Annotated in this window: 10 protein-coding genes; all 10 read right to left on the minus strand. The window is 63.3% G+C overall.

All coding sequences use genetic code 11. From position 1 onward, the window contains the following. Positions 1-18: 18 nt before the first annotated feature. The 10 genes from ACVWVP_RS11270 to ACVWVP_RS11315 all read right to left on the minus strand — a co-directional run bounded on the left by ACVWVP_RS11270 (position 19) and on the right by ACVWVP_RS11315 (position 14,209). The gene (locus ACVWVP_RS11270) at positions 19-2,757 is read right to left on the minus strand and encodes a malto-oligosyltrehalose synthase (protein ID WP_457405862.1); all 2,739 of its coding nucleotides are present in this window, start codon (positions 2,755-2,757) and stop codon (positions 19-21) included. Further along, on the minus strand, positions 2,754-4,838 hold the full coding sequence (gene malQ, locus ACVWVP_RS11275; RefSeq protein ID WP_178920588.1) for a 4-alpha-glucanotransferase: 2,085 nt from the start codon (positions 4,836-4,838) through the stop codon (positions 2,754-2,756). The genes ACVWVP_RS11270 and malQ overlap by 4 nt, the downstream gene beginning before the upstream one ends. Further along, positions 4,835-6,580, minus strand: coding sequence for a malto-oligosyltrehalose trehalohydrolase (gene treZ, locus ACVWVP_RS11280; protein WP_457405865.1), 1,746 nt, complete (start codon positions 6,578-6,580; stop codon positions 4,835-4,837). The genes malQ and treZ overlap by 4 nt, the downstream gene beginning before the upstream one ends. 19 nt (positions 6,581-6,599) lie before the next feature. Continuing rightward, a complete protein-coding gene (glgA, locus tag ACVWVP_RS11285) occupies positions 6,600-8,153 on the minus strand; it encodes a glycogen synthase GlgA (RefSeq protein WP_178920592.1) in 1,554 nt (517 codons plus the stop codon). Between the two features lie 495 nt (positions 8,154-8,648). Beyond that, the gene (locus ACVWVP_RS11290; protein ID WP_457405867.1) at positions 8,649-9,602 is read right to left on the minus strand and encodes a D-2-hydroxyacid dehydrogenase family protein; all 954 of its coding nucleotides are present in this window, start codon (positions 9,600-9,602) and stop codon (positions 8,649-8,651) included. Between the two features lie 26 nt (positions 9,603-9,628). Beyond that, entirely contained in the window at positions 9,629-10,630 is a 1,002-nt protein-coding gene (locus ACVWVP_RS11295; protein ID WP_178920596.1) for an alpha/beta fold hydrolase, read from the minus strand. Positions 10,631-10,675: 45 nt separating this feature from the next. Further along, a complete protein-coding gene (locus tag ACVWVP_RS11300; protein ID WP_457405869.1) occupies positions 10,676-11,119 on the minus strand; it encodes a YqaA family protein in 444 nt (147 codons plus the stop codon). Then, positions 11,116-11,562, minus strand: coding sequence for a DUF411 domain-containing protein (locus ACVWVP_RS11305; protein WP_259171500.1), 447 nt, complete (start codon positions 11,560-11,562; stop codon positions 11,116-11,118). The genes ACVWVP_RS11300 and ACVWVP_RS11305 overlap by 4 nt, the downstream gene beginning before the upstream one ends. A 112-nt stretch (positions 11,563-11,674) precedes the next feature. Beyond that, entirely contained in the window at positions 11,675-12,133 is a 459-nt protein-coding gene (locus tag ACVWVP_RS11310) for an SRPBCC family protein (protein ID WP_457405871.1), read from the minus strand. Between the two features lie 81 nt (positions 12,134-12,214). Further along, the gene (locus tag ACVWVP_RS11315) at positions 12,215-14,209 is read right to left on the minus strand and encodes a methyl-accepting chemotaxis protein (protein ID WP_178920604.1); all 1,995 of its coding nucleotides are present in this window, start codon (positions 14,207-14,209) and stop codon (positions 12,215-12,217) included. Between the last annotated feature and the right edge of the window lie 100 nt (positions 14,210-14,309).

Genomic DNA, 14,309 nt, shown 5'->3' on the forward strand with positions numbered 1-14,309 from the left:
GCTCCTCACAGAAAATGTTCAGCTTTCTTGATCATCAGGATTGATAAAGACATTGACCGGGAAATCCCCCAGGGCAGTGCTGATCAGCAGCTCCTTGTCTGGTGTGACTGCGGCCGTATGAAAAAGTCCCTTCCAGTTTTGGGTTGTGGTGGCGAACGGTAATTTCACCCGTGTATCGCCCCAAACCTGCGCATGGATGTGGGGCTGCACACCGTTTTCAAGCAAGCGATGAGGCCAGCGCGGCACCACCACCAGCAGCTGTTTGCCTTGATGCTCACGGCTAAACGCGACCACGTGATCGGCGTGTTTGCCCACCACCTCCAGTGGCAGGTAGCGCCCGTTGCGAAACAGTTCAGGGTGGGCCTTGCGCACGGCCAATCCCCCGGCGATCAACGCCTGTTTGATACGCCCGTCCTGCCAGTTCGACAACTGTTCGCCGATGTCCGGTGGGCTGTTGAGCGCACGTTGCCGTGCGTCGAAATCCACTGGGCGACGGTTGTCGGGGTCGACTAGGCTGAAGTCCCAGAACTCGGCGCCCTGGTACAGGTCCGGCACCCCTGGCACTGTGAGGCGAAGCAAGGTTTGCGCCAGCCCGTTGAGCGCGCCGGCCGGGGCGATGGTTTGGGCAGCGGCGGCGATGGCGGCGCGCAGGGCCTGGCCTTCGTCACCCAGCAGCAGGCGCGTGAGGAATGTTTCGACGCCTTTTTCGTAGGCCTCGTTGGGGGCGCTCCAACTGCTCTGCAATTTGGCTTCGCGCAGGGCTTTCTGTTGCCATTGCCACAGGCGCTGATGATAAGCCTTGAGGTCCGGGCTTGATTCCAGAGGCCAACTGCCCAGCAGCACTTGATAGAGGATCAGCTCGTCACCCGCCGAAGGGCTGTCGGCAGATTCGCGCAACGGCGCTGCCAGGGCGCGCCACTGCTCCACCTGCTCGACGTACCACGGCGCGCATTCGCTGATCACGGCCAGGCGCGCGCGGCTGTCCTCGCCCCGCTTGTGGTCATGGGTGGCAGTGGCCAGCAGGTTGTCGGGGAAGGTCTGCAGACGTTGTGCGTTGATAGCGTGAAAGTCATCCAGCGGCGCGCTGAACTGCTCGGTGCTGAAGCCCACGTCATTGCGCGACAGCAGCACCGCCGAGCGATAGAACGCGGTGTCTTCTACGGCCTTGGCCGCAGCGGGTGAAGTCAGTTGCTGGAAGCGCACGCAAGCATGCTTGAGGATCTTGCGTTCGCGACCCACCGGCCGGTTGCGCCAGGGCTGGCCGCCGAGCCACTGCTCCAGGTGGGCGAGCACCGGCCAGTCGCCTTCGTTCAGTGTGCTGCGTGCGCCTTCGAGGGCTTGTTGGAACACCGTGTCGTCATCGGCGCTGCGCCCCCGGGCACTGATGTAAGTGCGGTAAACGGGGAAGTGCACGATCAGTTCCTGCAACGCACGGCGGATCGCGCCCAGGGTCAGGTCGCGGGTCATGACATCGTCACGGGCCACTTGCAGCAGGGCCTGGGCCACGCTTTCAAAGTCGCCGCCGAGGGAACCTTTGAGGATTTGCTGGCGGGCCAACCGCGCTTCTTCGATAAAGGCCGAAGGGCGTTCGCTGTGGCGTGTCCATAACTCGGCCAGCGGCTCAACGCCTTGCGGGTCGTGTTGCAGCAATGACAGCTGATCCATGAATTCGTAGCCGGTGGTGCCGTCCACCTGCCAATCAGTGCGCAGGGTTTCGCCTTCACCAAGAATTTTTTCCACGAAGATCGGCAGGTGCCGTTCAGGTGAAAGCGTGTCGACACGACGGCGCAATTTGCGGCAGTAACCCCGAGGGTCGGCGAGGCCGTCGATATGGTCGATGCGCAGGCCGTCCACCAGGCCTTCGCCGATCAGCTCGAAGATTTTGCCGTGGGTGGCTTCGAACACCGCGCTGCGCTCGACCCGCAGGCCGCCCAGTTCATTGACGTCGAAGAAGCGCCGCCAGTTGATGTCGTCCGCCGCCGTGCGCCAGCTGGCGAGGCGATAGGTTTGTTGTTCGAGCAATGCATGCAGGCGGTCGAAGTCGAACGTGCCCAGCTGCTGCTCGATGGCGCGCAGCACGTCGCTTTCGGTGGCGCGCTCCGCCAGCGCTTGCTTGAGCCATGCCGCCTCGTGGTAAGCGTCATCTTGGTAGGCGAGGGCGGCGAAGCGTTCGGCCAGGGGGGTGAGCAACGGGTCGCTGCCCAGAATCATCGCGTAGTCCCGAGGGCAGATGGGGAAGCGGTGTTCGTAGTGTGCCGCGTAGAAACTACCCTGGGCGGCATCGAAGGCCAGGGCCAGGGTGCCGGTTTGCAGGGCTTCGCCGTAGTCGCTGCCGAGGAATGGCATCAGCAACTGGCCTTTGAGCAGTGGGTCGGGCGAGTGCCACTGGATATCGAAGAACTCGCAATAGGGGCTCAGGCGCCCCCACTCCAGCAGGTCAAGCCACCATGGGTTGTCGGCGCCGCCCACGGCCATGTGGTTGGACACGATGTCGAGGATCAGCCCCATCTCGTGTTCACGCAGCGCCGCGACCAGGCGGCGCAAGGCCGGTTCGCCGCCCAGCTCCGGGTTGACGGTGGTGGGGTCGACTACGTCGTAGCCGTGCATGGAGCCCGCACGGGCACTGAGCAACGGCGAGGCGTACAGGTGGCTGATGCCGAGCCTGGCAAAGTACGGCACCAGCGGCACCGCGTCGTCCAGGGTAAAGCCTTTATGAAATTGCAGGCGTTGGGTGGCGCGCAGCGGCAGGGCCTTCATCGGTCACGCTCGTGGGCCTGGTTGCGCGCCACCGCCAGCAGTTCCAGGCGACGCGCGGCGCTGTCGTTGTCGAGCAGGCTGGCGGCTTCACCCGGCAGGCGGCGGCGCCAGTTGGGGTGGGTGTCGAGGGTGCCGGGCAGGTTGGCCTGTTCCTCGATGCCGAGCGCGTCTTCCAGTGGCAGCAATACCAACGGCGCACGAGTGTGGCCCAGGTAGCGCACGCTGGCGTCGATCATGTGGTCGGTGTCGTTGCGGATCTCATCGACGAAGTTCTGTGGGTCCTGGCTCAAGGCCTGGCGCAGCGCCTGGCGTTCGCGCAGGCGGTGTTCGCTCCATTGCTCCACCGTGGGCGCGTCGATCAAACCCAGCTGGATGTTCCACTCGATATCGCGGCTGTGCCACCAGCCGTTGAGGGTGGGCAAGTCGTGGGTGCTGGTGGTGGCCAGGGCGTTGTCCGGCCAGTCGAGGATCGGCTTGAACTGGCCGTCATGGTTCTGTTCGAACAGCAGCACGCGCATGCCGAGGATCGAGCGGCCGCTGAGTTTTTCGCGCAGGCCATCGGGCACGGTGCCCAGGTCTTCGCCAAGGACGATGGCCTGGTGACGGTGGGATTCCAGGGCCAGTAGGCGCAGCAGGTCATCCACCGGGTAATACAGGTACGCGCCTTCCCGGGGCGATGCGCCCATGGGAATCACCCAGAGGCGTTGCAGGCCCATCACATGGTCGATGCGCAGGCCGCCCGCGTGGGCGAAGTTGGCCCGCAGCATTTCGATAAAGGCGCGGAAGCCGTTGCGTTTGAGGCCCTCCGGGGAAAACGCGGAGATGCCCCAGCCTTGGCCCGATCGGTTGAGAATGTCCGGCGGCGCGCCCACGGTCAGGTCGGCCAGCAGCTCATCCTGGCGGCTCCAGGCTTGGCTGCCACCGCCGTCGGCACCCACGGCCAGGTCGGCGATCAGGCCCACGCCCATGCCGCTGCCGCGGGCGGCTTGCTGCGCACGTTCCAGGCTACGGGCGATCAGCCATTGGCTGAAGGCGAAATAGCCGATTTCATCGCGGTTGTCTTCGGCGAATTGAGTCAGTGCCGCGCTCTGCGGATTACGCCAGGCGTCTGGCCAGTGGCGCCAGTCCAGATCTTCACCGGCGGCCGCACGCTGAGCTTGCACAGCCTCGAAGCGACAGTGATTTTCCAGGGCCTCGCCACCGGCTTGGCGAAAGCTCAGGAAGTCGGCATGTTGCGGATGCTCGCCGTGACGGAAGTCTTCATACAGCGTGCGCAGCAAGCGTTGCTTGGCCTTCGCGGCGGCAGGCCAGTCGATCAGGGTGTGCTGTTCCAGGGTGTGCAGCTCATCGGCGAGACCGGCGGTATCGATGGCGTTGCGCACCTCGCGCTCGCCCAGGATGCAGCCCGGTGACGCGTAAAGACTGTTGAGGAACAGGCGGCTGGACGGTGAGTAAGGGCTGTAGCGGTTCGGGTCGGCACTGAACATCGCGTGCATCGGGCTGATCGCCAGGGCATCGGCACCGCGCTCGGCGGCCGAGCGCGCCAGGTGCTCCAGGGCCAGGGTGTCGCCGAAGCCGCCATCGCCGAGGCGACGCAACGAATACAACTGGGCGCTCAGGCCCCAGGCCCGGGCGGGGCGGCTGTCCACCGCTTCAGCCACGCTGTAGCAATGGGTGGGGGCCACGGCCAAGGTGAAGACCTGGTCGCTGATGTGTACTTGGTGGTACCCGAGAGCAATGACGCCCGGCAACACGGCGTTGCCATCCAGGCGCAGCTCTAGGGTTTCGCCGTCTTCGAGATTGACCCGGCACAGGGTGTCGGGTTCGAAGTAGCGCGCCAGGTCCAAGCCTTCGCCACTGTCGATGGTCATCAAGGGCGGCAGGTGTTTGTTCTGTTGCACCTGTTCCAGTTCGAGCAGGCTGGCGTCGATCTCGGCATCGGTATCGGCTGGGTGGCCCAGGCCTTTGAGGACCGCACGCAGGGCGTCGGGCTTCACGTGTTGCGGGCGGCCGTTTGCGTCGATCCAATCGACGGCCAGGCCCGCGCGGCTGGCGAGGATTTCCAGGTTCGCTTCGCTCAAGGGTGCTCTCCAACAGGGAAAAGGGCTACGCGCGCACTGAACGGCGCCAGCAGGGCCGGGTCATGGGCGCGCGTTTCGAATAACAGGTGGGACGGCGCAGGGTGAGTCACGGGCGCTTCGCTCAGATTGAGGTCGATTTGCAACAGGCTGCCGTTGCCCAGGCGCCAGCGCGCAGTGACGGCGCCGTCGGCCAGCACCTGTGCGCCCAATGCAACGCTGCCGGGCAAATGCGGCACGATGTGCTGGTGGCGCAGGTGCAGCAGGTGGCGATAGAGCGCGGTGTGGTCGTTGTCGGTGAAGCTGGGGGCGGAATGCTCAAAGGTCGACGCGGCGTTGGGATCGGGAATGCGTTTGCGCCGTTCGGGGTCGTGGAAGGCGGCGAAGTCGGCGAATTCATTACGCCGGCCTTCGCGCACGGCCTCGGCCAGTTCGCCATGGTGATCGGTGAAAAACAGGAACGGCTCGCTGGCGTTGGTTTCATCGCCCATGAACATCATCGGGATCATCGGCGACAGCAGCAGTAGCGTAGTGGCGGCTTTGAGTGCCTCGGGCGAACAGAGTTGGTGCAGCCGTTCGCCGAGGGCGCGATTGCCGATCTGGTCGTGGTTCTGCAGAAACAGCACGAAGGCGCTGGGCGGCAGGTGCCCGCTGGGTTCGCCGCGCGTGTGGCCGTGGCGGGTCGCTTGCCCCTGGTAGATAAAGCCTTCGCCCAGGCAGCGTGCGAGCTTGGCGGTGGTGTCCGAAGCAAAGTCGCTGTAATAGGCGTCGGTTTCGCCGGTCAGCAGCACGTGCAAGGCGTTGTGGCCGTCGTCGTTCCACTGGGCATCGAATTCATGCTCCAGCAGGCTCGCCTGGTTGAATTCGTTTTCCAGCACCAGCCACACATGGCGGCCGATATCGGCTTGTTGGCGCACCCGTTGCGCCAGCTCCTTGAGAAACCCCGGGTTGTCGATGGCGTGCACTGCATCCAGGCGCAGGCCGTCGAAGCGGTATTCGAGCAACCACATCAGCGCGTTGTCGAGGAAGAAGTCGCGCACTTCGCGGCGGTCAAAGTCGATGCCTGCGCCCCAGGGGGTGTGCACGTCTTCCTGAAAGAAGCCCTTGGCGTATTGGCCGAGGTAATTGCCGTCCGGGCCGAAGTGGTTGTAGACCACGTCGAGGATCACGGCCAGGCCGTGTTCGTGGGCGCTGTCGATCAGGTGCTTGAGTTGCTCAGGCGTGCCGTAGGCAGAGTGGGGTGCGTAGGGCAGCACCCCGTCGTAGCCCCAGTTGCGTTCGCCGGGGAACTGCGCCAACGGCATCAACTCGATGGCGGTGACGCCCAGCTCGGCCAGGCGTGGCAGGTGTTTTTCCACGCCAGCATAGCCGCCGAGCGCGCCAACGTGCAGTTCGTAAATCACCGCCTCGTGCCACGGGCGGCCTTGCCATTGGCTGTGCCGCCATGGATAGGCGAGCGGGTCGACGACTTGGCTCCACCCGTGAACGTCCGTGGCCTGGGCCCTGGACGCCGGGTCGGGTACATCGGTTTCGCCGTCGATGTTGTAGCGGTAGCGCGTGCCCGCCGCGCAGCGTATTTCTGTTTCGAACCAGCCCTCTGCCTGGGGCAGCATGGCGATGGACTTGCCGTCTTCCAATTCAACGCTGACATAAAATGCGTCTGGCGCCCACAAGGCAAAACGCGTGTGTTGCGCGTCCAGCATGATTGCGCCGTGGGGCCAGGTTTCCAGAGTCCGTGACGGCATCTATGAAGCCCTCCCTTGATTATTTAGCGGATTTCCCCAAGGCCTTGGCCACCAGTTGTTCGTACAGTTCGGCGTAGGGTTCGACCGCCTGGCACCAGTTGAAGGGTTGGGTCATGGCGCGGCAGCGCATGGCGTTGAGCAGCCCGGTATTGGCGAACACCTTGAACGCTCGGCTCAGGGCTTCTTCGTAGCTCTCTACCGTGGATTCATTGAACAGGAACCCGGTGACGCCGTTTTCGATGGTGTCGGCCAGCCCGCCGGTATTGCGGGCCACCGGCAGTGAGCCGAAGCGCTGGGCATACATCTGGCTCAGGCCGCAGGGCTCGTAGCGCGAAGGCATCAGCAGGAAGTCGCTGCCGGCGAACATGCGGCGGGCGTCGGTTTCGTTGAAGCCGATGCGCACGCCCACCTGGCCCGGGAAGCGCAGGGCCAGTTCACGCATGGCTTGTTCTTCTTCCGGTTCGCCACGGCCGATAATCGCGATCTGGCCGCCCTGTTCGACGATAAAGCTGGCAACGGCTTCGGTGAGGTCCAGGCCTTTCTGGTACACCAGGCGCGAGACCACGGCGAACAGCGGGCCGGTAGAGTCATCCAGTTCGAACAGTTCGCGCACGTGGGCGGCGTTGACGGCCTTGCCTTCCCAATCCCCAATATTGAAATTGTGGGTCAGGTGCGTGTCGGTGGAGGTTTCCCAGCTTTCATCGATGCCGTTGGGGATACCACTGAGCAAACCTTGTTGGGTCTTGCTGGCGAGGAAACCATCGAGGCCGCAACCGAATTCAGGGGTGGTGATTTCCTGGGCGTAGGTGGCGCTCACCGTGGTGATGTGGCTGGAGTACGCCATGCCGGCCTTGAGGAACGACATCTTGCCGTAGAACTCCATGCCTTCTTGTTGCAGGGCATGGGGCGGAATGCCCAGCTCCGGCGTCGAGGCCAGGCTGACCACGCCCTGGTAGGCCAGGTTATGGATGGTGAACAGGGTTGGGGTGCGTGACCCACGCCAGTGCATATACGCCGGGGCGAGGCCTGCGGGCCAGTCGTGGGCGTGCACCAGGTCGGGGCACCAGTGAATCTGCGCCAGGTTGGCGGCCATGTCGGCGGCGGCCAGGCCCAGGCGGGCAAAGCGAATGTGGTTGTCCGGCCAGTCGCGGCCGTTGTTGGCGCCGTAGGGGGTGCCTTCGCGCTCATAGAGTTCGGGGCAGATCAGCACGTAGATGACCAGGCCGTCCTTGAGGTCCATGCGCCCGATCTTGCAGGGCGGCAGGGCTGCGTGGCCGCCCAGTTCGCCGACAATGTGGATCGGGTTGTCGCTTTCCATCACCTGCGGGTAACCCGGGATCAGCACTCGCACATCGTGCAGATGGGCCATGGCGCGGGGCAGGGCGGCGGACACGTCGCCCAAGCCACCGGTCTTGACCAGGTCGGCAAACTCGGAGGTTACAAACAGGACTTTCTTGCGATTAGGGTTCTGACTCACGATCGGCCGCACAGTGGTGGGCAGGTCGACCAGCGAAGGTCCCCCTACCGGCTGACTGACACGCTCTCCCTGAATATCTACAGCGGCACTGATCATAGTTCTCTCCCACATGTCTGTCGGCTAATGGCCCGCTGCCATTAGCTCCGATGACCGCATCCTGCGGTCAGGCGCACAAGCACTGTACAAACTGGCAAGGCGTATGCCAGTTGCACACTCAGCTGAAAAAGATTGGATGGACGGGCATCTGCGATCAAACGCGCGTGCTCGCCTTACCTTAAAACTGGACCTACGGCAGGTTTGGAAAGTTTCGATTTTTTGCGGGGTTTTTGTTTTCGAACGGACCCATCGGTCATCAGTCTAGGACAGATCCTAGAGCGTGTAGGGTTTGTGAGAAGATTTTGTAGGACAAAAAACTTGTAACCATATGCAGCTTTGAAAACACGGTTTGAACGGCGGCGTTTTGTGGCGAGGGAGCATGCTCCCGTTGGGCTGCGCAGCAGACCCGTATTTGAAATAAAGAAAGGGCCGCTTCGCGCCCCAACGGGAGCAAGCTCCCTCGCCACGAGGAAGCATGCGCCCCGCAATGGTGCGCTAGCCGAGCATGCGAATGGGCGCGCCGTTGGCCCAGGCCTGGATGTCTTCGATCATCTGTTGGTAGAACTGGCGGTAGTTTTGCTCGCTGACGTAGCCGACGTGGGGGGTGGCCAGCACATTGGGCAGGCGGCGGAACGGGTGATCCACCGGCAGTGGCTCCTCGGCGTACACATCCAGTGCAGCCCCAGCCAGCCCGCCACTTTCCAGTGCCTGCACCAGCGCCTGTTCATCCACGATGGGCCCGCGGGCGGTGTTCACTAGGCGGGCGGTGGGTTTCATCCAGCTCAAGGCCTGGGCATCCACCAGCCCACGGCTACGGTCGCTGAGCACCAAGTGCACGGTGAGAATGTCGGCCTGTTCGAACAGTTCTCTCTTGCTGACCCAGGTCACGCCCGATTCGGCGGCGCGCTCGGGCGTGAGGTTTTCGCTCCAGGCAATCACACGCATGCCGAACACCTGGGCAAACTGCGCGACCTTCTGGCCGATGCTGCCCAACCCCAGGATGCCCAGGGTTTTGCCGTACAGGTCGCCGCCCAGGCCAACTTGCCACTGGCCGGCACGCAGGGAGTTGGCTTCGGCCAGCAGGTTGCGGGTGGAGGCCATAATCAGCGCCCAGGTCAATTCCGGTGCGGCCTGTTTATAGCTGTCAGTGCCACACACCTGGATCCCCAGGGCCTTGGCGGCGGCGATGTCGATGGCCGCGTTGCGCATGCCACCGGTCACCAGCAACTTCAACTTCGGCAGGCCTTGCAACAGGGCCTTGTCGAAGGGGGAGCGTTCGCGCATCACGCAAATCACCTCGAACCCCTGCAAACGGTCGATCATCGTGGCGGTATCGGCGGGGTAGTCGTGCAGGAAATGCACCTGGCCGACGGTATCAAGCACCGACCAATCCACCACGCCACTGGCCACATTCTGCCAATCATCAATGACTGCGATCTGTACCGACATTCACGAGTGCCTCGAAAAAGGTTGAATTAAAGGGCGTTCAAACCCTGCAATAGCGCTTTATGAAACTGGGCCGGTTCTTCCATCTGCGGCGCATGCCCCAGGCCTGGGAACTCCACCAGGGTGGCGTGGGGGATCAACTGTGCAGCTTGCTTGCCCAGCACGTCGTAGTGACCGAGCCTGGCCTTGACCGCTGGCGGCGCGATATCACTGCCGATGGCGGTGGTGTCGGACGTACCGATCAGCAGCAGGGTGGGCATCTGCAAGTCCTTGAACTCGTAGTACACCGGCTGGGTGAAGATCATGTCGTAAATCAAGGCCGAGTTCCATGCGACCAGCGTATGCCCCGGGCCTTTATTCAGGCCGGCGAGCATGTCCACCCAGCGGTCATATTCGGGCTTCCAGCGGCCTACGTAGTAGGTGTTGAGTTCGTACTGGCGGATGCCCTCGGCGCTCAGCTTGAGCTCGCGCTCGTACCACTGGTCGACGCTGCGGTAAGGCACGCCAAGGGCTTTCCAATCTTCCAGGCCGATGGGGTTCACCAACGCCAGTTGTTCGGTCTGGGCTGGGTAGAGCAGGGCATAGCGGGTGGCGAGCATGCCGCCGGTGGAGTGGCCGACGAGGGTGGCTTTCTGAATGCCGAGTTTCTCCAGCAGTTGGTGGGTGTTGGTGGCCAGTTGTTGGAAGCTGTATTGATAGTGCTCGGGCTTGCTGGAGGTGCAGAAGCCGATCTGGTCCGGCGCGATCACGCGGTAGCCGGCATCGCTCAAGGCTTTGATCGAGTCTTGCCAGGTGGCGCCGCAGAAGTTCTTGCCATGCATCAGCACCACGCTGCGGCCGTTGGCTTTGCCCTTGGCGGGCACGTCCATATAACCCATTTGCAGGGTTTTACCCTGTGACTGGAACTGGAAGTGCTCAACCGGATACGGGTATTGGAAGCCTTGCAGCTCGGGGCCGTAGGTGGCGGCGAAGGCGGGGGCGGCACTGGCGGTCAGCAGGCCGGCAATGCAGAAAGCACGGATCAGAGGCATCGGCTGGGCTCCTAGAGAAGGTGCTCGGATGCTGTTGGGAGGGGATTAAGTGGGGATTAACGCCCACTGCAGGGTCAGGGCGGCGAGCACGCCGTAACGTACGCCTTTGGCGAGGGTAACCAGCAGCAAGAAGCGCCACAGTGGCTCACGCATCACCCCGGCCACCAGGGTCAGTGGGTCCCCGATGATCGGCACCCAACTGAGCAGCAACGTCCAATGCCCCCAGCGCTCGTAATGGTGGCGCGCCTTGGCCAATTGCTTGTCGCTCACCGGAAACCAGCGTCGGCCCTTGAAGTGTTCCACCCAGCGCCCGAGCCACCAGTTCACCAGCGACCCCAGTACGTTGCCCAGGGTGGCAACCCCCAGCAACAGCCACAGGCTGTAATGCCCGCTGAGCAGCAGGCCCACCAGCACGGCTTCCGATTGCAGGGGCAATAATGTCGCGGCGCCAAACGCCGCGAAAAATAACCCCAGGTAACCCGCGATCATTGCGCCGGGTAGTCAGCCACCACCACGTCGTTGCCCTCGCGGGTCAGGCCGATGATCTGGTAAGCCTCGCGACGGCCTTCCACTTCCATGCCCGGCGAGCCCATGGGCATGCCCGGTGCGGCGATGCCCAGCAGATCATGGCGCTTGCGCAGGGCTAGCACTTGTTCGGCCGGCACGTGGCCTTCGACGAACTTGCCGTCGATCACGGCGGTGTGGCACGAGCCCAGGCGCGGGGCCACGCCCAGGCGTTGCTTGACGGCGCTCATGTCGGCTTCGACGTGGTCGTTGACCTTGAAACCGTTGTTTTCCAGGTGGCTGATCCACTTTTTGCAGCAGCCGCAGTTGGCGTCGCGGTGGACGTCGATGGGAATGAGGTCGGCGGCTTGGGCCAGGGAGGGGATCAGCAGGGAGGAAAGCAGGACCAGGCGCAATGGGGTTTTCATGGTGGGGCTCGTAGGTCAGGTAAACGTCGTCATGAAGGGGGCGATCATGACGACGTCATCGCAGGCAAGCCAGCTCCCACAGGTCAGCGGGAGGCAGAGTAATGTTTCTAAATTATACCAAGGGGCCGTTTTCCAAGCGGTGCTTGAGCTGGTCGAGGGCAATGCCCGACAGCTCGATCATGCGCTCATGCAGGGTGGCCAGTTGCAGCTCGGTCTCGTAGGTCAACACACGCTTGAACAGGGTGCCTCCGCGATGGGGCTGCAGGAAATAATGGATGGAACCGTCCACGGCCAGGGAGGTGAACACGGTCTTGAACTCGCCGGGGCGCCGGGCGATCTGCACGCGGTAGCTCATAGGGACGCGTACGCCCAACAGGTCGATGATTTCGGTAAACCGCGTGCCCGCAGGCAGCGAGCCGGTGGTGCCGGTGTCGGCACTCAGGGACGTGGGGTGCCACTCGTGCCAGCGATCAGGCTGGGTCACATAGTCATAAACGGCATCGATGGGGGCCTGGATAAAGCGTTCCTGACTGATCCGCTCCAAGCGGACCGATTGCTCGGCAGCGCGCATGGCACACCTCCTGTGTGACGACTAGGAAATGTCAGAATAGTCCTACTCCCGCGCTTTGCACGGGAGCCTCCAGGCAATTGATCAACGGACTTTGAAGCGGCTCATCAAGGCAATCACCCGGCCATTGGCGTCCAGCAGGCTCTGGGTGTTGCTTTCGGTGGCATGGCCGCTGTGCACCAACTCTTCGACCATTTGTCGGATCTGCACCATGCTGCGGTTGATCTCCTCGGTTACCGCGCTCTGCTGCTCGGCCGCCGTGGCGATCTGGGTGCTGAGGTTGTTGATGTGGCTGACCGAGCCGGCCATCTCATCCAGGCCGGTGTTCACCCGCGCCGTCGCATCCGCCGCCGACTGGCAACTGGCTTGGGTGTTTTCCATGGCGGCCACCGACGAACTTACGCCGGTGGTCAAGCGCGCCAGCATTTCGTTGATCTGCGACGTGCTGGCCTGGGTGCGTGCCGCCAGGGCGCGTACTTCATCCGCCACCACCGCAAACCCACGGCCTTGCTCGCCGGCACGTGCCGCCTCGATGGCGGCGTTGAGCGCCAACAGGTTGGTCTGGCCGGCAATGGCGCCGATCACGCCGAGGGTTTCGGTGATGCGCGCAGCGTCCTGGCGCATGTTTTCCACGGTGTGGGTGGCGCTGGAGACTTCGCCGATCAAGGCGCTGACGCTGGTGGAGGCTTCACCCACTACCACGCGGGAACGGTCGGCGTGCTCGTTGGCGCGCTGGGTGAAGGCCGCGGTTTCGGCGGCATTTTGCGCCACGGTCTCGGCGGTGGAACTCATTTCGGTGATGGCGGTGACGGTCTGGTCGGTTTCCGAGGCGTGGCGCACCAGGATCCGGTTGGTCTGCGCCGAGGCCTGTTGCAACTGCTCCAGGCCCGACGACATGGCACCGGTGGCCTGGGTCACTTCGCCGATCATGTTTTGCAGGTAGACGATAAAGCGGTTGACCGAATGGCCAATGGCGCCCAGTTCGTCTTCAGCGCGAATGGTGATACGCCGCGTCAGGTCCGCATCACCCGCCGACAGCGCGTCGATGTTGGTCTTCAGCGACTTCATGCGCTGCACCAACTGGCGGATGGCATAGGCCGCGAGCAGTACCAGCAGCAACACCATGGGGATTTGCAGCAGGGCCAGGGTGCCGAGTACATCGTCGCGCTGGGCGGTGATCAACGAGGTGGGCAGGGCGGTGGCGAGGAACCACGGCGTGCCTTCGATCGGGCGCAGGTAGAAGGTGCTGGCCACGCCGCCGTTGTCGAACTCACTGCGTTGCAGGCCCTGGTCGCGATGGGCCAGGGCTGCGCTGACCTGTGCGGCAAACGCCGAACTGCCGGCCAGTTCGCTGATGTTTTTCAACACCACCGGGCCGTTGATGCGCGAGCTATTGCTGATAATCTTGCCGTCGCCCTCGACGATGAGCATCTGGCCGCCGATGTCTTTTTCCTTGCTGGCCACCAGCTCGTTGAAGAAGCCCAGGGTCACGTCGATGGTGGCAACGCCGTAGGCCGCGCCGTCGCGCTGGATCGCCATGGCGCAGTTGGTGCGCGGCTCCTGGCTGGCGTCATCCTTGTAGGCCGCCGCCCAGGCACACTGGCCACGTGGCGAGGCGAGGCCGCCTTTGTACCAGCTCTGGTCGTAGTAGTTGGGCGCGGCGTCGCTGTTCCAGAAGGTGTTCACTGTCAGCTTGCCCGATGCATCGCGGTGCCAGAAGGTGCTGTGCTTGTTGCGCCCCGGGGTGCGCTGGTTCGGCAATGGCCAGATGCCGCCGCCGAAGACTTTCAGCTCGCCATACTGGTCCACCAGGCCCGGCAGGACCTTGTCGATGGCATCGCTGTCGAGCAGGGGAATGGTCTGGGTGATGCTGCGTTGCTGGGCTTGAACCTTGTTCAATTCGCCCTTGATCTGTTCGGCCACCTCGGCGATGCGGTTGAGCACCACCTGTTCTTCGGTGTGGCGCAGCGTGGGCGCGACCAACTGGCCGATACCCACGACGGTCAACACGAATAACACCAGGACGAACAGCACCAGAAACAGGGTATAGCGGGCTTGGATGGAGCGCAGTGGGGGCATGGGGTCGTCCTTACGAAGCGTTTATTATTCACGCGGCTTTCTTGGAGCTTCGTAGGGCTATCGGCTTGGGTGTCAGGAGCTTTAGGTACGTTCGTACAAG

This window comes from Pseudomonas sp. TE24901 (assembly GCF_054058375.1).

Coding starts and splice junctions, on each gene's coding strand:
- ACVWVP_RS11270 (WP_457405862.1), bottom strand. CDS start 2,757: ATGAAGGCCCTGCCGCTGCGCGCCACCCAACGCCTGCAATTTCATAAA.
- ACVWVP_RS11295 (WP_178920596.1), bottom strand. CDS start 10,630: ATGCCTCTGATCCGTGCTTTCTGCATTGCCGGCCTGCTGACCGCCAGT.
- ACVWVP_RS11305 (WP_259171500.1), bottom strand. CDS start 11,562: ATGAAAACCCCATTGCGCCTGGTCCTGCTTTCCTCCCTGCTGATCCCC.
- ACVWVP_RS11310 (WP_457405871.1), bottom strand. CDS start 12,133: ATGCGCGCTGCCGAGCAATCGGTCCGCTTGGAGCGGATCAGTCAGGAA.
- glgA (WP_178920592.1), bottom strand. CDS start 8,153: ATGATCAGTGCCGCTGTAGATATTCAGGGAGAGCGTGTCAGTCAGCCG.
- treZ (WP_457405865.1), bottom strand. CDS start 6,580: ATGCCGTCACGGACTCTGGAAACCTGGCCCCACGGCGCAATCATGCTG.
- ACVWVP_RS11315 (WP_178920604.1), bottom strand. CDS start 14,209: ATGCCCCCACTGCGCTCCATCCAAGCCCGCTATACCCTGTTTCTGGTG.
- ACVWVP_RS11300 (WP_457405869.1), bottom strand. CDS start 11,119: ATGATCGCGGGTTACCTGGGGTTATTTTTCGCGGCGTTTGGCGCCGCG.
- ACVWVP_RS11290 (WP_457405867.1), bottom strand. CDS start 9,602: ATGTCGGTACAGATCGCAGTCATTGATGATTGGCAGAATGTGGCCAGT.